19 protein-coding genes are annotated in these 18,462 nt (G+C 66.3%); 16 read left to right on the top strand and 3 right to left on the bottom strand.

What is annotated here, in order from left to right:
* The first annotated feature begins 1 nt into the window (after position 1).
* Genes miaB through dapF form a run of 3 tightly spaced genes read left to right on the top strand, consistent with a single transcriptional unit; the run spans position 2 to position 3,450 of the window.
* Complete coding sequence (gene miaB / locus IEW19_RS00190) at positions 2 to 1,561, top strand: tRNA (N6-isopentenyl adenosine(37)-C2)-methylthiotransferase MiaB (protein WP_188569687.1); 1,560 nt, start codon at positions 2 to 4, stop codon at positions 1,559 to 1,561.
* 3 nt (positions 1,562 to 1,564) lie between these two features.
* A complete protein-coding gene (gene miaA, locus IEW19_RS00185; RefSeq protein WP_188569686.1) occupies positions 1,565 to 2,461 on the top strand; it encodes a tRNA (adenosine(37)-N6)-dimethylallyltransferase MiaA in 897 nt (298 codons plus the stop codon).
* A gap of 44 nt (positions 2,462 to 2,505) precedes the next feature.
* The gene (dapF, locus tag IEW19_RS00180) at positions 2,506 to 3,450 is read left to right on the top strand and encodes a diaminopimelate epimerase (RefSeq protein WP_188569685.1); all 945 of its coding nucleotides are present in this window, start codon (positions 2,506 to 2,508) and stop codon (positions 3,448 to 3,450) included.
* Here dapF and IEW19_RS00175 read toward each other — a convergent pair.
* Positions 3,422 to 4,045, bottom strand: a complete 624-nt coding sequence (locus tag IEW19_RS00175; RefSeq protein ID WP_188569684.1) for a class I SAM-dependent methyltransferase — start codon at positions 4,043 to 4,045, stop codon at positions 3,422 to 3,424. The genes dapF and IEW19_RS00175 overlap by 29 nt on opposite strands.
* Before the next feature lie 436 nt (positions 4,046 to 4,481).
* Here IEW19_RS00175 and hflX point away from each other — a divergent pair, with 436 nt between their 5' ends.
* Both hflX and IEW19_RS00165 read left to right on the top strand, forming a co-directional pair.
* Complete coding sequence (gene hflX, locus IEW19_RS00170; RefSeq protein WP_188569683.1) at positions 4,482 to 6,062, top strand: GTPase HflX; 1,581 nt, start codon at positions 4,482 to 4,484, stop codon at positions 6,060 to 6,062.
* A complete protein-coding gene (locus tag IEW19_RS00165; protein ID WP_188569682.1) occupies positions 6,055 to 8,115 on the top strand; it encodes an ATP-dependent DNA helicase in 2,061 nt (686 codons plus the stop codon). Before hflX ends, IEW19_RS00165 begins: the two co-directional genes overlap by 8 nt.
* Before the next feature lie 61 nt (positions 8,116 to 8,176).
* On the opposite strand, the gene lexA is transcribed toward IEW19_RS00165, so the two are convergent.
* Positions 8,177 to 8,911, bottom strand: coding sequence for a transcriptional repressor LexA (lexA, locus tag IEW19_RS00160; protein WP_188569681.1), 735 nt, complete (start codon positions 8,909 to 8,911; stop codon positions 8,177 to 8,179).
* Between the two features lie 556 nt (positions 8,912 to 9,467).
* Here lexA and IEW19_RS00155 point away from each other — a divergent pair.
* From IEW19_RS00155 to IEW19_RS00120, 8 genes are all read left to right on the top strand, one after another.
* Complete coding sequence (locus IEW19_RS00155; protein WP_188569991.1) at positions 9,468 to 9,767, top strand: LysM peptidoglycan-binding domain-containing protein; 300 nt, start codon at positions 9,468 to 9,470, stop codon at positions 9,765 to 9,767.
* Between the two features lie 128 nt (positions 9,768 to 9,895).
* Positions 9,896 to 11,014 (top strand): histidinol-phosphate transaminase, encoded by a 1,119-nt coding sequence (locus IEW19_RS00150; RefSeq protein ID WP_188569680.1) that lies wholly within the window; start codon positions 9,896 to 9,898, stop codon positions 11,012 to 11,014.
* A gap of 61 nt (positions 11,015 to 11,075) precedes the next feature.
* Positions 11,076 to 11,702, top strand: a complete 627-nt coding sequence (gene hisB, locus IEW19_RS00145; protein WP_188569679.1) for an imidazoleglycerol-phosphate dehydratase HisB — start codon at positions 11,076 to 11,078, stop codon at positions 11,700 to 11,702.
* Positions 11,699 to 12,457 carry an imidazole glycerol phosphate synthase subunit HisH gene (gene hisH, locus IEW19_RS00140; RefSeq protein ID WP_188569678.1) on the top strand — a complete coding sequence of 253 codons (759 nt, stop codon included), beginning with the start codon at positions 11,699 to 11,701 and terminating at the stop codon, positions 12,455 to 12,457. Before hisB ends, hisH begins: the two co-directional genes overlap by 4 nt.
* Positions 12,458 to 12,616 (top strand): CG2302 family histidine operon protein, encoded by a 159-nt coding sequence (locus tag IEW19_RS00135; protein WP_188569677.1) that lies wholly within the window; start codon positions 12,458 to 12,460, stop codon positions 12,614 to 12,616.
* A gap of 93 nt (positions 12,617 to 12,709) precedes the next feature.
* Entirely contained in the window at positions 12,710 to 13,456 is a 747-nt protein-coding gene (gene priA / locus IEW19_RS00130) for a bifunctional 1-(5-phosphoribosyl)-5-((5-phosphoribosylamino)methylideneamino)imidazole-4-carboxamide isomerase/phosphoribosylanthranilate isomerase PriA (protein WP_188569676.1), read from the top strand.
* 20 nt (positions 13,457 to 13,476) lie between these two features.
* Positions 13,477 to 14,361, top strand: a complete 885-nt coding sequence (locus tag IEW19_RS00125) for an SseB family protein (protein ID WP_188569675.1) — start codon at positions 13,477 to 13,479, stop codon at positions 14,359 to 14,361.
* Between the two features lie 58 nt (positions 14,362 to 14,419).
* Positions 14,420 to 15,718: an MFS transporter gene (locus tag IEW19_RS00120; protein WP_188569674.1), complete on the top strand. Its 1,299-nt coding sequence runs from the start codon at positions 14,420 to 14,422 to the stop codon at positions 15,716 to 15,718.
* Positions 15,719 to 15,812: 94 nt separating this feature from the next.
* Here IEW19_RS00120 and IEW19_RS00115 read toward each other — a convergent pair whose 3' ends face one another.
* Entirely contained in the window at positions 15,813 to 16,199 is a 387-nt protein-coding gene (locus tag IEW19_RS00115) for a DUF1844 domain-containing protein (RefSeq protein ID WP_056338291.1), read from the bottom strand.
* A gap of 359 nt (positions 16,200 to 16,558) precedes the next feature.
* Between IEW19_RS00115 and infC the strand changes: the two genes are divergently transcribed.
* The 3 genes from infC (at position 16,559) to rplT (ending at position 18,416) form a co-directional block, all read left to right on the top strand.
* The gene (gene infC / locus IEW19_RS00110; protein WP_188569990.1) at positions 16,559 to 17,596 is read left to right on the top strand and encodes a translation initiation factor IF-3; all 1,038 of its coding nucleotides are present in this window, start codon (positions 16,559 to 16,561) and stop codon (positions 17,594 to 17,596) included.
* 117 nt (positions 17,597 to 17,713) lie between these two features.
* On the top strand, positions 17,714 to 17,908 hold the full coding sequence (gene rpmI / locus IEW19_RS00105) for a 50S ribosomal protein L35 (RefSeq protein ID WP_009358635.1): 195 nt from the start codon (positions 17,714 to 17,716) through the stop codon (positions 17,906 to 17,908).
* Positions 17,909 to 18,026: 118 nt separating this feature from the next.
* Entirely contained in the window at positions 18,027 to 18,416 is a 390-nt protein-coding gene (gene rplT, locus IEW19_RS00100; RefSeq protein WP_018763610.1) for a 50S ribosomal protein L20, read from the top strand.
* Positions 18,417 to 18,462: the final 46 nt, after the last annotated feature.

Below are 18,462 nucleotides of genomic sequence, written 5' to 3'. Positions count from 1 at the left end.
GGTGAGTTTGACCATTCCTTTCCCCCGTTCCGGCGCCACGACTTCCGCTGAAGGCGGGGCCGACCCGCAATCCGGTGGCCCGCAGCCCCGCACCTACCAGGTGCGGACCTTTGGCTGCCAGATGAACGTGCACGACTCGGAGCGGATGGCCGGCATGCTTGAGGACGCCGGCTACGTTCCGGCGGAGGGCGAGCAGGCCGACGTCGTGGTGTTCAACACCTGCGCCGTCCGGGAAAACGCCGACAACAAGCTGTACGGAAACCTCGGCATCCTGGCCCCCGTCAAGGCAGCCAACCCCGGCATGCAGATCGCCGTAGGCGGCTGCCTGGCGCAAAAAGACCGCGAAACCATCCTCAAGAAGGCGCCATGGGTGGACGCCGTGTTCGGTACCCACAACGTCGGGGCCCTGCCCGCACTCCTGGACCGGGCACGGCACAACAACGAAGCGCAGCTGGAGATCCTGGAATCACTGGATGTCTTCCCCTCCACGCTCCCCACGAAACGCGACTCTGTCTACTCCGGGTGGGTATCCATCTCCGTCGGCTGCAACAACACCTGCACTTTCTGCATCGTGCCGGCGCTCCGCGGCAAGGAAAAAGACCGCCGGCCCGGCGACATCCTCGCCGAGATCCAGGCACTCGTGGACGACGGTGCCATCGAAGTCACCCTGCTCGGCCAGAACGTCAACTCCTACGGGGTGGAATTCGGGGACCGCCAGGCCTTCTCCAAGCTCCTGCGTGCCTGCGGCGATATCGAGGGGCTGGAACGCGTCCGGTTCACCAGCCCGCACCCGGCGGCCTTCACCGATGACGTCATCGACGCCATGGCAGAGACACACAACGTGATGCCGCAGCTCCACATGCCGCTGCAGTCCGGTTCGGACACCATCCTCCGGGCCATGAAGCGCTCCTACCGGTCCACCAAATTCCTGGGCATTCTCGACAAGGTCCGGGAGAAAATCCCGCACGCAGCCATTTCCACGGACATCATCGTGGGGTTCCCGGGCGAAACGGAAGAGGATTTCCAGGCAACACTTGACGTGGTGGAGAAGTCCCGCTTTGCCACGGCCTTCACATTCCAGTATTCAAAGCGCCCCGGCACACCCGCCGCCGACCTGCCCCAGCAGCTGCCAAAAGCTGTGGTGCAGGAACGCTTCGAACGCCTCACCGCCCTGCAGGACAGGATCGCCGCGGAGGAAAACCGGAAGCAACTCGGCCGCAGGCTCGAGGTCATGGTTACGGCCCAGTCGGGGCGGAAGTCGGAAGAAACCCACCGTCTGTCCGGCCGCTCCCAGGACCAGCGGCTGGTCCACTTCTCCGTCCCGGAGGGCGCACCCGCACCGCGGCCGGGCGACCTCGTCACCGTCACCATCACAGAAGCCGCGGCATTCCACCTGGTGGCCGATCCAACGCTGGAGGACTACAGCCTGCGGCGGTCACGGGCGGGGGACGCATGGGACCGGTCCCAGGCCGCCTCCTGCGGAGCGCCGGCCCCCGGTTCCGGAGGGGGTCGGAAGGGCGTCTCGCTCGGCATGCCCTCACTGCCCCTGCGCACCCGCTGACAGGTGGCTGCCCCGCCCGTCATCGCCGTCGTGGGCCCCACCGGCTCCGGCAAGTCCGACCTCGCAGTCAACCTCGCCCTCGAACTGGACGGCGAGGTGGTCAACGCCGACGCCATGCAGTTCTACCGCGGCATGGACATCGGCACCGCCAAAATCACGATGGCCGAGCGCAAGGGAGTGCCGCACCACCTCCTCGACATCCTGGACGTGACCCAGGAAGCCAGTGTTTCGGACTTCCAGCACCAGGCCCGCGCAACCATCGATGCCATCCATGCCCGCGGCAAGCGCGCCATCCTGGCCGGCGGCTCCGGGCTGTACGTGCGCGCAGCGCTGGACGTGCTGGAGTTCCCCGGCACGGACCCCGGGCTGCGTGCGCGGCTGGAGGCGGAGCACGCCGAATGTGGCACCGAGGCCCTGCTGGCCAGGCTCGAAGCGGTGGATCCCGTATCTGCTGGCAGGGTCTCGGATGCCCGGCGGATCATCCGTGCGCTGGAGGTCCAGGAGCTAACCGGCCGGCCATTCAGCTCCTTCATGCCCCGCCGCGAGTACTACCAGCCGGCGGTCCAGGTGGGCCTCAGCGTGGACCGGGAGGTCCTGCGGGAGCGGCTGGCAGCACGGGTGCACCGGATGGTGGACGACGGATTGCTGGACGAGGTCCGGCTGCTCGACGCCCGGGGCCTGCGCCGGGGCAAAACTGCGTCCCGGGCACTCGGCTATTCCCAGTTCCTGCGGGTTATCGACGGTGAGTCAACCGTTGAAGACGCCGAGGCGGAGACCATCGCGGCCACCCGGCAGTTTGCCCGCCGCCAGCTGACCTGGTTCCGCGCCGACCCCCGTATCGGCTGGCTGGACTGGCGGGATCCTGAGCTCGTTGGCAGGGCCGCGCAGTTGTGCCGGTAGCCGCGGTTTCGGCACCGGGATCATCCGCCGCTACGCTTGGGACCATGAATGATAACCCCACGGAAACCACCGAGCCCGCCCTGAGCACGCTGAGCGGACTCCGCTTTTCCAAGGGGCACGGCACCGGCAATGACTTCGTCCTGGTGGCCGATCCGGAGGGGAACCACGCCATCGGTGCGGGCCAGGCAGCCGCGCTCTGCGACCGGCACCGCGGGATCGGAGCCGATGGCCTGATCAGGGCCGTCCCGTCACGTTTCCTGCCCGAGGGCCGGGAACTGCTCGCCGGTGCCCCGGACGCGGAATGGTTCATGGATTACCGCAATGCCGACGGCTCGCTCTCAGAGATGTGCGGCAACGGGGTCAGGGTTTTCGTCCACTTCCTGCGGGCCGAGGGCCTGATCGACCTGCCCGACGGCGGATCGCTCACCATCGGCACCCGCGGCGGGGTCAAGACCGTGGTCCGTACCGGGGACGGTTATGCGGTGGACATGGGACCCTGGGAGTTCATATTCCCTGGGGAAGCCAGCGCCAAGGCCATGGATTCCCTTGTAACTGCCGACGGGCTGGAAGTTCCCAGGCCGGCCCTCTCCGTGAGCATGGGCAATCCGCACACGGTGGTGGCCCTCGCTGAACTTGGGGAGCTCGCCGGTACCCGGCTCTTCACAGTGCCGAAAGTCAACCCGGTACCGGTGAACGGGACCAACGTCGAATTCGTTGTTCCCGCGGAGCCGCTGGTCCATGGCGGGGTCGGCTCCGTGACCATGCGGGTCCACGAGCGTGGTGTGGGGGAGACCCAGTCCTGCGGAACGGGTGCCTGTGCTGCCGCCGTCGCCATCCGGCACTGGGCCGGTGCGGAAGCCCCTGATGCCTGGCGTGTCCACGTTCCCGGAGGAGTGGTGGGCGTGAAGTTCTTCGCCGGCCCCGGCGGGCATGAGCATGTGGAACTCAGCGGCCCTGCCGTCATTGTGGCGAGCGGGACGCTTTCCTGACTTTCAGGACGCGGAAGGACTTTGACGTGGACTCGCGGGTCACGGTGAAGGAGCTGTCCAGTTCGGCCACCAGCCAGCGCTGAAGGGAATCAGAACCCAGGTTCTTCTGTACCACCAGCCACGCCGTGCCGCCATCTGCCAGGCGCGGCAGCCACAGCTTGAGCAGGGCATGCAGCTCGTCCTTGCCGATCCTGATGGGCGGGTTGGACCAGATGGTGTCGAAGCGAACGTCGGCGTCCACTGCCTCCGGCGTGCTGGCGACGACATTGGACAGTCCCAGTGCAGCCGCGTTTTCGTTGGTCAGGGCGATGCAGCGTTCATTGACGTCCACGGCGTAGACCTTTGACTGGGGGGCCAGCAGCGCCATGGTGAGCGCCACGGGGCCCCATCCGCACCCAATATCCAACAGGTTGCCCTGGGGGTGCGGGGCCGGAACTTCGGCCAGGAGCACCGCGGTGCCCTTATCGATCCCGTCCGGGCTGAAGATGCCCGAAGAGGTCTGGAGCCTGCGCGTCTGACCGGCCAAGTCCACCGTCAGGGGCTTACGGGTAAAGGGGCCGGCGGGGGACGTGCTGAAATAGTGTGCGGACTCCATAATTGGCCAGAGTAGTTCCCCTGGCAGCGTAAAGGGAAACCGTGCAGGAGGCCCTCTGATACGCTGGAACGCATGTTCCTGATCTTTGAGTAGCCGGCACGGGCCACGCCCGTCCGCAGCCTGTCCACCAGTGACAGCCCGTCCCGCAGCGACGCAGGTTTCCACACCTTCCGCTTGTGCACCGGCCGGACCATTCGGTCTTCCCGGTAGCCGGACAGTACTCGAAAGTCAGCCCCCTGCTGCACTTCCCGCCATGTCTCCGGCCCTTTTCCGCCCTGCCGCCGTCCTGACGCGGCATCCCCGGCCCCGGCATCGCAGCCGGCGGCGAAACAACCAGGAGAACTGCATGACCGCAGGCCGTCAGCCCAGCGCGAATACTTTCCACCTTCCAGCCAATCAGCACTATTCTGGAATTGCCGAATCTTCAAAGGAGACCATGACCAGCCAGCCCAACACCGGTTCCGATCCAGCCGCCCAGGCCATGAGTCCGCAGGAGATCCAGGCTGTCATCGACCGGATCCTCGCCAAGGACGTACCGGCCAAGGATGTCAGCACGTCCGGTGGTGATGGCGGCGCCAGCGGAAAAGCCGTGCTCGGCAAGGCGCAGGCCATTTCCCGCCTTGACGAAGAACACTCAACGTACGACGGCGACCAGCAGGACCTCGAGGAGCGCCGCGCCCTGCGACGCAGGGCAGGCCTGTCCACCGAACTCGAAGACGTCACCGAAGTTGAATACCGCCAGCTGCGCCTGGAGCGCGTTGTCCTGGCGGGGCTTTGGTCCGAGGGAACCCTTGCCGATGCCGAAAACTCCCTGCGCGAGCTCGCCGCCCTGGCCGAGACTGCCGGTTCAGAGGTCCTCGACGGGCTGGTCCAGCGCCGTGACAAGCCGGACCCCGGCACCTTCCTGGGCTCCGGCAAGGCGCTTGAGCTCAAGGACATTGTCGCGTCCACGGGCGCTGACACTGTGGTTGTGGACGCCGAACTGGCACCTTCCCAGCGCCGTGGCCTTGAAGACATCGTCAAGGTCAAGGTCATCGACCGGACGGCCCTGATCCTGGACATCTTCGCCCAGCACGCCAAGAGCCGCGAAGGCAAGGCCCAGGTGGAGCTGGCGCAGCTGGAATACCTGCTTCCCCGCCTCCGCGGTTGGGGTGAGTCGATGTCCCGCCAGGCGGGTGGCCAGGTGGGCGGCGCTGCTGCCGGTATGGGCTCCCGTGGCCCCGGTGAGACAAAGATTGAGCTGGACCGGCGCCGGATCCGTACGCGCATGGCCAAGCTGCGGCGCGAAATCGCCGCGATGAAGCCAGCACGGGAGACCAAGCGGGCCAACCGCCGTCGTAATGAAGTGCCCTCCGTGGCAATTGCCGGGTACACCAACGCCGGCAAGTCCTCGTTGCTCAACCGGCTTACCGACGCCGGGGTCCTCGTGGAGAACGCGCTGTTCGCCACCCTGGATCCCACCGTCCGCAAGGCGGAAACCGCGGACGGCCTGGGGTACACCCTGGCAGACACCGTCGGGTTCGTCCGGTCGCTGCCCACCCAGCTGGTGGAAGCCTTCCGCTCAACCCTTGAGGAGGTGGCGGACTCGGACCTGATCCTGCACGTGGTAGACGTTTCGCACCCCGATCCCGAAGGACAGATCGCTGCGGTCCGGAAGGTCTTCAGCGAAGTCGATGCCCGCAAGGTGCCCGAGATCATAGTGCTGAACAAGGCCGATGCGGCCGACCCCTTCGTGGTGGAGCGGCTGAAGCAGCGCGAGCCGCGGCACGTGGTGGTCTCGGCCCGGACGGGGGAGGGCATCCCGGACCTGCTGAAGGTCATCAGCGAGTCCATCCCGCGGCCCTCCGTCAAGATGGAGCTGCTCATTCCGTACGACCGCGGAGACCTGATCAGCAAGCTCCATGAGTCCGATGCCGAAATCCTCAGCTTGGACCATGTTGAGGCCGGTACCAGGGCTGCAGTGATGGTCCGGGAGGGCCTGGCGTCCGAACTGGAACCATTCGTCGTCAATGACTGACCCCGCCGCCGGCGAAGCTGCGCAGACGGCGGGCGAGCAGTTCGTTATTGAACTGCTCGACCGCGCCGTCGCCGGCATGGGCGGACAAAGCCGCACCGGACAACACGAAATGGCCAAGCAGGTGGCCCGTGCCATCGAAACGGGCAATCATCTGTTGGTGCAGGCAGGCACCGGCACCGGTAAGTCGCTGGCCTACCTGGTGCCGCTCATCGCCCATGCGCTGGAAAGCAACAAGCCCGCGCTGGTCTCTACGGCCACGTTGGCACTGCAGACCCAGATTGTGGGCAGGGACCTGCCCCGGCTCCTGAAAAACATCACCCCGGCCCTGGAACGGCCGGTCAAGGTTGCCCTGGTCAAGGGCCGGTCCAACTACGTCTGCCGCCACAAGCTCGAGGGCGGGTTCCCCTCCGAAGAGCCGTCCGAAGGCCAGCTCTTCTTCCTGGGCGAGGACACCAGCGTGCCGCACTTCGCAGCTGCTGTTGGCGGGCCCTCCTCGCAGCTTGGCAAGGAAGTGGTGCGGCTCCGCGAGTGGGCGGAGACAACAGCCACCGGCGACCGGGACGAGCTCCTGCCGGGCGTGACCGACCGTGCCTGGCGCCAGGTTTCCGTGACGTCCATGGAGTGCCTCGGGGCCCAAAAATGCCCTATGGCCGCCGAGTGTTTCAGCGAGCTCGCCCGGCAGGACGCGGCCGAGGCCGACGTCGTGGTGACCAACCACGCCATGCTTGCCGTCAGTGCCTTCGAGGGACTCGCGGTCCTGCCGGAATACGACGTCGTGGTAGTGGACGAAGCGCACGAACTGCAGGACCGGGTCACTGGAGCCGTGTCCGGGCAGTTGTCCGTGGCCATGATCCATGCTGCCGCTTCCGGCGCCCGGAAACATACGGCCATCACCGTTGATGCCCTGAACTCCGCAGCTGCCAACCTTGAACTGGCCCTCGCCGGGGCGCAGAACGGACTGCTGCCCAACGGCTTGAACGACGAACAGCTGGACTGCGTGGACCAGTTGCGTGAGGCGTGCCGGGCAGCGCTCTCCGATTCCAAGGGGGACAGCAACACCACGGCCGACGGCGGGCGGCAGCTGGCCCGGTCCCGCCTCATGCTCATCCTGGAACTGTGCGAGCGGCTGATCGCCGCCCGTGAAAACCGGGAAGTGGTGTGGTTTTCCCGCGCCAGCACGTTCGACCCCGGCCAGGGCTACTCCCAGCCCGATGACAATGCGCCGGTGCTGATCAACGTCGCACCGCTGTCCGTGGCCGGCAGGCTGCGGGAAGGGCTCTTCGCCGGGCATACGGTGGTGCTGACCTCCGCTACCCTGGCCATTGGCTCGGCTTTCGAACCCGCGGCCGGCGGACTGGGCCTTGGCGGCGACGGTGCGCCCAGCTGGACGGGGGTGGACGTAGGCTCGCCTTTCGACTATCCCAAACAGGGCATCCTCTACATTGCCGGCCACCTGCCCAAGCCCGGCCGTGGTGTTTCCCCGGAAGCGCTGGAGGAATTGGAAGCACTGATCAAGGCCTCGGGTGGGGGAGCCCTCTGCCTGTTCTCCTCGCGGCGGGCTGCCGAAGAGGCTGCCGACGCCCTCCGGCCCAAGCTCGATGTGACGGTCCTTTGCCAGGGTGAATCGACCATGACCGGCCTGGTCAAGCAGTTCGCCGATGAACCGGACACATGCCTCTTCGGAACCATGTCCCTGTGGCAGGGGGTTGACGTTCCGGGAGGCTCCTGCCGGCTGGTGGTGATTGACCGCATTCCGTTCCCGCGGCCGGACGACCCACTGATGACGGCGCGTTCGCGGGCAGTGGCGCAGGCGGGCGGGAATGGCTTCATGTCCGTTTCAGCCACCCACGCTGCGATCCGGCTGGCCCAGGGCGCGGGCCGGCTGATCAGGTCGACGGGAGACAAGGGCGTCGTGGCCGTACTGGATTCGCGGTTGGCGACCGAACGCTATGCCGGTTTCCTCCGCGGGGCCCTGCCGCCGTTCTGGGCCACCACCGACCGCAGCAAGGCGCTGGCCGCCCTCGCCAGGCTGGGTGCTGACGCTTCCCAATAACCGGGGAAGCTGCGGGATCAGTCCGGGTATACCCGTGGAAGCCAGCCGTGTGAAAGGCCGGTCAGAGGGAACGCAGGACTGAGACGACCTTGCCCATGATGGTGGCGTGGTCTCCCAGGATCGGTTCGTACTGCGTGTTTTGGGGGAGCAGCCAGGTGTGGCCGTCGCGCTGGCGGAAGGTTTTGACGGTTGCTTCATCGTCCAGCAGTGCAGCGACGATGTCACCGTTCGCAGCGTCCGCCTGGCGGCGCACCACCACCCAGTCTCCGTCGCATATGGCGGCGTCCACCATGGAGTCGCCGGCCACCCTGAGCATGAACAGTTCGCCCTGCCCGACCAGTTGGCGGGGAAGCGGCATGATGTCTTCCACGAGCTGCTCAGCGAGGATGGGACCGCCGGCAGCAATCCGGCCGACCAGCGGAACCATGGCCGTATCAAGTGCCGTGGGCAGTTCTGTAACCGTGGCGCCGCCGCCCGCGGCCTGCGGCGCAGGAGAGGTGCCCGAGGCTTTGCCGCCGCCGTCAAGCGTCAGGGGCGTGAGCACTTCCATGGCGCGCGGCCGTTTTGGATCGCGCCGAAGATAGCCCAGCTTCTCCAGCTGGGAGAGCTGGTGGGTCACGCTGGACAGGCTTGCGAGGCCCACCGTGTCGCCAATCTCGCGCATGGAGGGCGGGTAGCCGTTCTCATTGACCGACCGCTGGATTGTCTCGAGGATTTTCTTTTGCCGGGGGGTCAGGCCCTTGGCGGTCCTCTTGGGTTGCGGGGCGGTCCTGCCCCCGGCGGCTGCTGCTGCCATATTCGCCAATGCCTTTCGCTTGCCGCCGGATCTCCCGCAAGCCACTGTTCACAGTGCCGCCGGGAAGACTCCCACTGTCATTGTCAGACCCTGCTGTTCAACTTCACTGGTGGTTGTTCTTTGGTTTCAAAGCTAGGCCAGCCACATCGCTTTTTCAAACATTTGTTCTAGCGAGTCTCGACATTGTTCGTTGATAGGTGCTAAAACTTAACAAGCAAAGTTCGAACATGTGTTCTAACCTGTGGATGCCCCATTCGAAGGCGTGGCCGGAAGAAGTTCCGGACACGGTGTGAGTGACAGGGGCAGCGGCGGGCGGACACCCGGGCAGCACGGCAGGTCCAGGAGGGCTTAGTTCATGTCAGCTTTATCTCTTCACCAGGTTTCACCGTCGGAACCCGTTTCCCTGAAGCGAGGTAACCCTTCGAAGCGCGTGTCCGCACGTGGCCGGCGGGAGTCAACGGGACACCACGTACCCTCAAAGCAACGGGCGGCCAAGGCGGAACGGGGCAGCACGTTCGGTCCGGCAGCGGCTGCACCGCCGTCGGCGCCGCTTCGGTTGACCCGCCGGGGTCGGATCGTCCTGATCGGAGTTCCGGTCGTACTCCTCGCCGTTTTCCTGCTGTCGCTGTCCGGACTTTTCAACTCGCCGGCGAAGGCCTCGGATTCCGCCGCCGATCTTGCAGTGACGCCAACGGTTACGGTGACGGTGCAGGCCGGCCAGTCGCTGTGGACCATCGCGGGCGCTGTGGCTTCGGACCGGGATGCGCGGGACGTGGTGGCGGACATCGTCCAGCTCAACAACCTCCCCGCTGCAACCGTGCTTCCGGGCCAGCAGCTCTTCGTCCCCACGCACTGAGCAGGCTGCCGGGACCGGCCCAGTGCGGGGAGCGGTCTTGGCGAAAACTGCCTCATGGCAAGGCATGCCGATGGCGAACAGAACTTGTCACATTTTTGGGTAGTTGCCGCGGCAACTAAACTGTTCAGGTGAACGACCAGCTAGAACGTCTGAACCGGCTTCCCCTCCGCAGCAACCTTCGGGGGCTGACCCCTTACGGGGCGCCCCAACTGGACGTCCCCATCCTCCTGAACGTCAATGAGAACACCCATGGTGTTCCTGCGGACGTACGCGCGGCCATCAGCGCAGCAGTTACTGAGGCCGCTGCAGGGCTCAACCGCTATCCGGACCGGGAGTTCACCGCACTGCGGAAAGCCTTGGCCGAGTACCTGGGGCACGGTCTCGATGAAACCAACCTTTGGGCAGCGAACGGTTCCAATGAAGTCCTGCAGCAGATTCTGCAGGCCTTTGGCGGCCCCGGCCGCACCGCCCTGGGCTTTCCGCCCACGTACTCCATGTATCCCCTGCTTGCCAGCGGAACGGACACGCGGTACATCACGGGGGAACGCGCGGAAGGCTACGACCTGAGCGCAACGTCAGCTGCACGCCAGGTCAGGGAGTTGCAGCCCAACATCGTGTTTCTCTGCTCGCCCAACAACCCCACGGGGACGGGACTTGGGCTGGACGTTGTGGAGGCTGTGTATGAGGCCGGGGCGGACAGCCAAACCATCGTGATCGTCGACGAGGCGTACCACGAGTTCGCCCATGACGGTACGCCCAGTGCACTGACCCTGCTGCCCGGCCGGGAGAGGTTGATCGTTTCCCGCACCATGAGCAAGGCCTTCGCCCTGGCGGGCGCCCGGCTCGGCTACATGGCCGCAGCGCCGGAAGTTACCGACGCCCTGAGGCTTGTGCGCCTCCCCTACCACCTGTCCGCGATCACCCAGGCGACCGCCCTGGCAGCCCTGGAACACCGTGAATCGCTGATGGCCGATGTCCAGGACATCAAGACGCAGCGGGACCGGATCGTGGCTGAACTGACCAGGATGGGCCTCAAGCCTGCCGCGTCGGACTCCAACTACGTGTTCTTTGGCGGCCTCGAAAATCCCCACCAGGTATGGCAGGAGCTGCTGGACGCCGGGGTGCTCATCCGTGACGTGGGTATTCCCGGACACCTAAGGGTCACGGCAGGCACTGAGGCGGAAACCACGTCATTCCTGACCGCCCTGGAACGCATCCTTGCGGGCCAGGCCGCGCTTCCCGCCTAGACTTGATAGTGCGGCGCTGGACGCCTTGAACCACTTCTTCTCCCACTAAGGATCCTTCACCATGAGTACAACCGGATCGAATACGGCTGCGGCCCGGACCGCACGCATGGAGCGAGCCACCAGCGAGTCCTCCGTACTCGTGGAGATCAACCTCGATGGAACCGGCGTTTCGGACATCGATACCTCCGTGCCGTTCTATGACCACATGCTTACTGCACTGTGCAAGCACTCCCTGATCGATATGACGGTCAAGGCCACCGGAGACACCCATATCGATGTCCACCACACGGTGGAGGACGTGGCCATCACGTTCGGCGAGGTCCTGCGGACTGCCCTGGGCAACAAGGCGGGGATCCGCCGGTTCGGCGAGGCCACAGTGCCGCTGGACGAGGCCCTGGCCAACGCCGTGGTGGACGTGTCCGGCCGCCCATACCTGGTGCACGGCGGTGAGCCGGCCGGCCAGGAGTACCACCTGATCGGCGGCCACTTCACCGGGTCCCTGACCCGCCACGTCTTCGAAGCCATAACGCTGCACGCCGGCATCTGCCTGCACATGAACGTCCTGGCAGGCCGGGACCCGCACCACATCGTCGAGGCACAGTTCAAAGCCTTCGCACGCGCCCTGCGCGCCGCCGTCGAACCCGATCCTCGCGTGGAGGGCATCCCCTCCACCAAGGGTGCGCTGTGAGCGGGCAGGTCCTCAAGGACGGCGCCATCATCGATCCCACAGCGTCACGAAAACTTCCTTCACCGGAGGGCAAGCCTACGGTGACCGTGCTGGACTACGGCTCCGGGAACGTCAGGTCGGCTGTGCGCGCACTGGAACGTGCCGGCGCAGAAGTCATCCTGAGCTCCAAGCCGGAGGACGTGCTCAACGCAGACGGCCTGGTGGTGCCCGGCGTGGGTGCCTTCGAGACCGTGATGCGCGAACTCAAGGCCGTGGACGGGATCAGGCTCATCGGCAGGCGCGTTGCAGGCGGACGTCCGGTGCTGGGCATCTGCGTGGGCCTTCAGGTCCTGTTCGAGGCCGGTGTGGAACACGGCACCGAAGCCGAGGGCATTGGCGAGTGGCCCGGCAAGGTGGAGGCCCTCCCCGCGGAGGTGGTTCCGCACATGGGCTGGAACACGGTCAAGGTGCCGGAAGGCTCCAAACTCTTTGCCGGCGTCGAGAATGAACGGTTCTACTTCGTGCACTCGTACGGCGTGCAGGAATGGAACTTCGACGTCATCCAGCCACGGATGGCGCCGCCCCTGGTCACCTGGTCCGAGCACGGCGGTCCGTTCATCGCCGCCGTCGAAAACGGCCCGCTCTGCGCAACCCAGTTCCACCCCGAGAAGTCCGGCGATGCCGGTGCGCGGCTCCTGCGAAACTGGGTGGAAGGCCTGCGCAAGCCAGCCGGAAGTGAACCCGGGGCAGCGGCCGGCGCCGGCAGTGACGCCTAGATGTGGTCCGTACTCCTGATGGGCCTTGCCGGAATATTGATAGGCGGCGGCATCTCGTTCCGGCAGCAGCGCAAGCCCCTCTGGACGCAGGTGGCCTTCTACGTGCTGGCCGCCATGTCGCTGGTCGCCGCGTACCTGCTCGCGCTGCCTGCCAACTGACCGCCAGTGGGCGGCGCTCCGCTATGCCGTCCGGAACGCCTTGGACCACCCCCGCCTTTGCCCCGAACCAAAGAACCACCACGGAGGATGAGTATGACCACCGCACATGACCTGCCGGTACTTGAACTGCTGCCAGCCGTCGACGTCGTCAACGGCCAGGCCGTCCGGCTGGTCCAGGGTGAGGCGGGCAGCGAGACCAGCTACGGCACCCCGCTCGAAGCGGCACTGAACTGGCAGCAGCAGGGCGCCGAATGGGTACACCTGGTCGACCTTGACGCAGCGTTCGGCCGCGGCTCCAACGCCGACCTGCTCCGAGACGTGGTGGGGCGGCTGGACATCAAGGTGGAGCTCTCCGGCGGCCTTCGTGATGACGAGACCCTGGAGGCAGCGCTTGCCCTGGGCGTCACCCGGGTCAACCTCGGAACGGCCGCGCTGGAGAACCCCGACTGGACCCGCCGGGCCATAGAGCGCTTCGGCGACAAGATCGCCGTCGGCCTCGACGTCCGCGGAACCACCCTCGCAGGCCGCGGCTGGACCAAGGAAGGCGGCGACCTCTGGGACGTGCTGGGCAGGCTCGAAGAGGCCGGCTGCTCCCGCTATGTGGTGACGGACGTGACCAAGGACGGCACCCTCCAGGGGCCCAACGTTGAACTCCTCCGCCAGATGGTGGAAAAGACCGGCAAGCCCGTGGTGGCGTCCGGCGGCATCTCCAGCCTGGACGACCTGAAGGTCCTACGCTCCCTGGTCCCGCTGGGTGTGGAAGGTGCCATCGTGGGCAAGGCCCTGTATGCCGGAGCCTTTACACTGCCCGAAGCCCTCGACGTCGCCGGCCGCCGTTAGGCGCGGCGGCAGATCCACCCATGCCTGACATCGACGAGCCGGAGCGCCCGGCGGCCCGCCCACTGCCCGGACATATTGCGGCCGCGCTGGCCGGCGCCGGCGGTGCCACGGACTCCGCGGGACAGCCGTGGGCGGGGCGCAGCCTCACCGGTGAGGACGCGAAGATCCACAACTTCGAGGACGACGACGGTACAGCCGACGCCGGCTACCTCGCTGCGGTTGCCGCGCTCCGTGAGGGGCGCGGCGACGAAGCGGCAGTGGTTGCCTCGCTGGCAACAGCACGCGTCTTCATTCCGATCGTGGCGCAACTGGCCGAAGAGGCGGAAACCGGCCACGGGCTGCATGCTGACAAACAGGCGGACATGGCGCTGGTGACCCTGAAGGCAGCCGACGGAAGGACCGCGCTCCCTGTATTCACCTCGGCTGCCGCGCTGGCAGCCTGGCATTCCGGGGCCCGGCCCGTAGCCGTCTACGCCGCGCGGGCGGCGCTCTCGGCAGTCGCCGAAGGCGCCGAACTCCTGGTCCTGGACCCGGGAGCCGACGTGACATTCGTGGTCCGCCGGCCCGGCGTCTGGGCACTGGCCAAGCAGCATGGCTGGATCCCCTCCTACAACGACCCTGAACTGGCCGAAGAGATGGGCCGCGCCACTGCCCACTTTGCGGCCATCAGGAGCATCGAACTTTTGCCCGGCAGGGGAGTGGCCGCCAGTGCTGCCGATGGCTCGGTTGTTCCTGGCGGGGGCGCTGGGCCGGAGCTGCAGGTGGTGCTGTACCTCGAGGACGGCCTGGACGCTGCCGGTGTCCAGGAACTGGTGGCCGGCCTGCAGGCGGAGTGGTCGCGGAATGTATTGTTTGGGGAGCGCGTCGACTCCGTTGAAATCAAACTGAGGCGCGCTCCCGACTAGCCGGCAGCCGGATGGGTGATCCCCGCCACGGCTGCGGCACATCTTGAAGGACCGCCACGTGAATTTCGCTCTCTACCGGGAGTTGCTTGCCATCCGGCCAATCCGCCGGCTGTTGCTGGTGGGCATGGTTGCCCGCATCCCGCACTCGGCCGCCGGGGTGCTGCTGACCCTGCACATCGTCCTTACCCTCGGCCAGGGCTACGCGGCAGCCGGCGCTGCCGCGGCCGTGATGACCATCGGCATCGCCCTGGGCGCTCCCTGGCGGGGCAGGCGCGTAGACACCGTGGGACTGCGGACCGCGCTCATCCCCTCCGTGATCTCGGAGACGGTGATCTGGTCGGTCGTGCCGCACGTGTCCTACCCGTGGCTCCTTCCTTTGGTCTTCGTGGGCGGCCTGCTCACGCTGCCCATCTTCAGCGTGGTCCGGCAGTCCCTGGGGGTCCTGGCGGAGGGCGACCAGCGCCGCACGGCGTTTGCCCTGGATGCCATTACCACGGAAGTGGTGTTCATGATCGGACCGGCAGCGGGAGCCGTCGTGGCCACCAGCGGGTTCACCGTTGCCGGACTGACGGTGGTGGGCGTGGCCACGTCCCTCTCCGGGCTGTTCCTCATGTGGTTTAACCCGCCCACCCGCAGCGAGGGCCTGACGGTCGAATGCGCAGAGGATGAGCAGCACGCCGCGGAAGTCGCCGTCGTCTCCACGGCTCCTGCCCATCTCCAGGAAGCTGCTGCGGAACTGGCCCATGCGGGGGCAGCCGGCAGAGCTGTGGAGGGTGGCCGGCGGGAAAGGCTCGCAGGTGGCTTTTCCTGGTTCACTGCAACGGTTGCGGCTCTCTTTGCCGTGGCCGCCGGCGCTGGAATGGTCCTCAGCGGCACCGACGTCGGCATCGTCGCAGCCTTGGAAACCGGCGGACACCAGAGCGAAATCGGGATCGTCTTTGTCTTCTGGTGCGCGGCTTCCGTAGTGGGCGGACTGGTCTACGGCGCCATGCACCGGCCCATCCCGCCTGTCATCCTGCTGCTGGGCATGGCCGCGCTGACCCTGCCCATGGCCTTCGCGCACGACACCTGGACATTGGCCTTCATCTCACTCCTGCCGGGCCTGCTCTGCGCTCCCGTGCTCTCCGCGGCCTCCGAAAAGGTCGCGGACCTGGTCTCGGAGGAGCGGCGCGGGGAGGCCATGGGCTGGTATGGCTCGGCACTGACCGCAGGCGTTGCGCTTGGCTCGCCGCTGGCCGGGATCTTCATCGACGTCATGGGGCCGTCCGGCGGTTTCGTTTCCGTCGGCGCAGCGGGTGTATTGCTGTGCCTGGTGGGCCTGGCCCTGCAGCAGCGCCGACGCCGCGCGGCCGCCTAAGCAGGCCGCGGGCTCCAAACGGGTTAAAGCGCGACGGCGGGACGACCTGGAAAGGGCCGTCCCGCCGTCGGACACTGCTTTGGGGAGTGCGTCCTTAGTTGACTGCCCCGGTGTACTTTTCGCCCGGGCCCTTGCCCGGTGCGTCCGGAATCAGCGACTCTTCGCGGAAGGCCAGTTGGAGGGAGCGCAGGCCGTCGCGCAAGGGTCCGGCGTGCTGGGACCCGATTTCGGGAGCAGCGGCGGTGACCAGGCCGGCCAGCGCGGTGATCAGTTTCCGGGCTTCGTCCAGGTCTTTCAATTCAGCCGCGTTGTCTTCTGCCGCAAGGCCAAGCTTTACCGCGGCGGCGCTCATCAGGTGGACTGCGGCCGTGGTGATGACCTCAATGGCGGGGACCTCCGAGATGTCCCGGATCTGTTGGGAAACGTCCGCGCCCGCATCACCGGGCTCGAAGACGTACGAATTACTGTCTGGGGTGCTCATACTGGTAAGCTTGACACAGACCGACTGGATGTCGTTATTTCAGGGATTGTCCCAAACAATCAGGTTCCCAACAGCGCTTCGCGGCGGTGGCGGGAATTTTCTCTGTAGAATGGCATGCAGTTTGCAAGCGGAGTTCTCTCCCACCCGCGTCAGCCGTTGTCCCAAGCGTTCCTTTGGAACCCGCAGGGGACGCAAGGTTGCCGGGTACCTGGTTGGGCACGGACCGGCAGCTGCCGGAACAGTGCACGTGCAGCCCCACAGGGGGTTGCTGCGCCAACCTATCTGAGGCCTTCGATTGCTCCGGCAATTGGGGGCCTTCTTCATTTGCCGGACACAACAACAAACACAGGAGCTTTAACATTAGCGAGCCAAGAATCAATGAGCGTATCCGCGTCCCCGAGGTGCGGCTGGTCGGCCCTGCAGGTGAACAGGTAGGAATCGTCCGTATTGAGGATGCCCTGCGCCTGGCTGCCGAGTCCGACCTTGATCTCGTTGAAGTTGCACCTCAGGCGAAGCCTCCGGTGTGCAAGCTGATGGACTTCGGCAAGTACAAGTACGAGGCCGCGGTCAAGGCACGTGAGGCCCGGAAGAACCAGACCAACACTGTTCTGAAGGAAATCCGTTTCCGCCTGAAGATCGACACCCACGACTACGAGACCAAGCGCGGCCACGCCCTCCGCTTCCTCGGCGCCGGGGACAAGGTCAAGGCCATGATCCAGTTCCGTGGCCGTGAGCAGCAGCGTCCGGAGATGGGCATCCGCCTTCTCCAGCGCTTCGCGGACGACGTCGCCGAAGTTGGCGTGGTGGAGTCCAGCCCCCGTATTGACGGCCGGAACATGGTCATGGTGGTTGGCCCGCTGAAGAACAAGGCCGAGGCCAAGGCTGAAGCGCGGCGGGCCACCCAGCGCGCCGAGGCCAAGGCCCAGAACGAAGCCAAGGCCTCGGGACGCGTTGACACATCCGGCCAGGACCAGACCCCCATGACGCAGTCACTGGCGGATCTCCTGCCGGAAGGCTTCACGGTTTCCACCGAGCCGGAGGCTGCTGCCGCGGATAACGCACCGGCCGAGGCACCCGTTGAGGTCCCTGCTGCTGAGGCTCCTCAGCAGGAGGCTCCCCAGGCCGCCGCTCCGAAGCAGGAAGCCCCCAAGGCTGCTGCTCCGAAGCAGGAAGCACCGAAGGCTGCTGCGGCACCCAAGGCTGCCGCACCGAAGGCCGCTGCGCCGGCGCCCAAGCCTGCAGTTGCCGCCAAGCCGGAAGCGGCCGCTCCGGCTGCGCCCAAGCCGGCCGGTGTGCCTGCACCGCCGAAGCCGGTCGCCAGGCCTGCTGCACCGAAGCCTGCTGCCCGCCCTGCCCCCAAGGCAGTGCCGAAGCCGGCCGGTAAGAAGACCAACTAGTTCACAGCTGCCGGGGTCCGCCCCGGTAGTCAGCAACCAGCATGCTGCCCGCAGGGGCGGCTGCGCGATAGAACTGCCGGCCCCCGGGCCCGCAGAAACGTAAGGAGATCGGTTCCCATGCCGAAGATGAAGACCCACAGTGGTGCTAAGAAGCGCTTCAAGCTGACCGGCAGCGGCAAGCTGCGCCGCCAGCAGGCCAACCGCCGCCACTACCTGGAGCACAAGTCCAGCCGCCTGACCCGCCGCCTCGCCGGCGACAAGATCGTCTTCAAGGGCGACGCCAAGGTCATCCGGAAGATGCTCGGCATCTAGTTTCCAAGTTTATTGATGGACCGCTTCCTGGTAGTCCGTCACCTGCCAAACAGCCTTCTCAGGCCGCCGGAACGCCGGCAACAGATGCTTGGGATCAGATTTTCGAAGGAGTACGCACGTGGCACGTGTGAAGAGGGCGGTTAACGCCCACAAGAAGCGCCGGGTTGTTCTTGAACGGGCGAAGGGCTACCGCGGACAGCGTTCGCGCCTGTACCGCAAGGCCAAAGAGCAGCTGCTGCACTCGTTTGTGTACAGCTACGGCGACCGCAAGAAGAAGAAGGGCGACTTCCGGCGCCTGTGGATCCAGCGCATCAACGCTGCTTCCCGCGCCAACGGCCTCACCTACAACCGCCTCATCCAGGGCCTGAAGGCCGCTGAGGTCGAGGTTGACCGCCGTATGCTGGCCGAGCTTGCCGTCTCTGACGCCAACGCCTTCGCCGCACTGGTCCAGGTGGCCAAGGATTCCCTGCCGGCAGACACCTCCGCCAAGAAGGTTGCCGCAGCCTAGCAGCCGCTGCCGCCCCTCGACTGAGGGGCCCGTTCCGGAACATGTA

Origin of the sequence: Arthrobacter liuii (genome assembly GCF_014639275.1) — a bacterium.
In the GTDB taxonomy this organism is placed as follows: Bacteria; Actinomycetota; Actinomycetes; order Actinomycetales; family Micrococcaceae; genus Arthrobacter; species Arthrobacter liuii.
The sequence above is the reverse complement of the archived record's forward strand: the minus strand, read 5'-3'. Positions and strand labels throughout refer to the sequence as shown.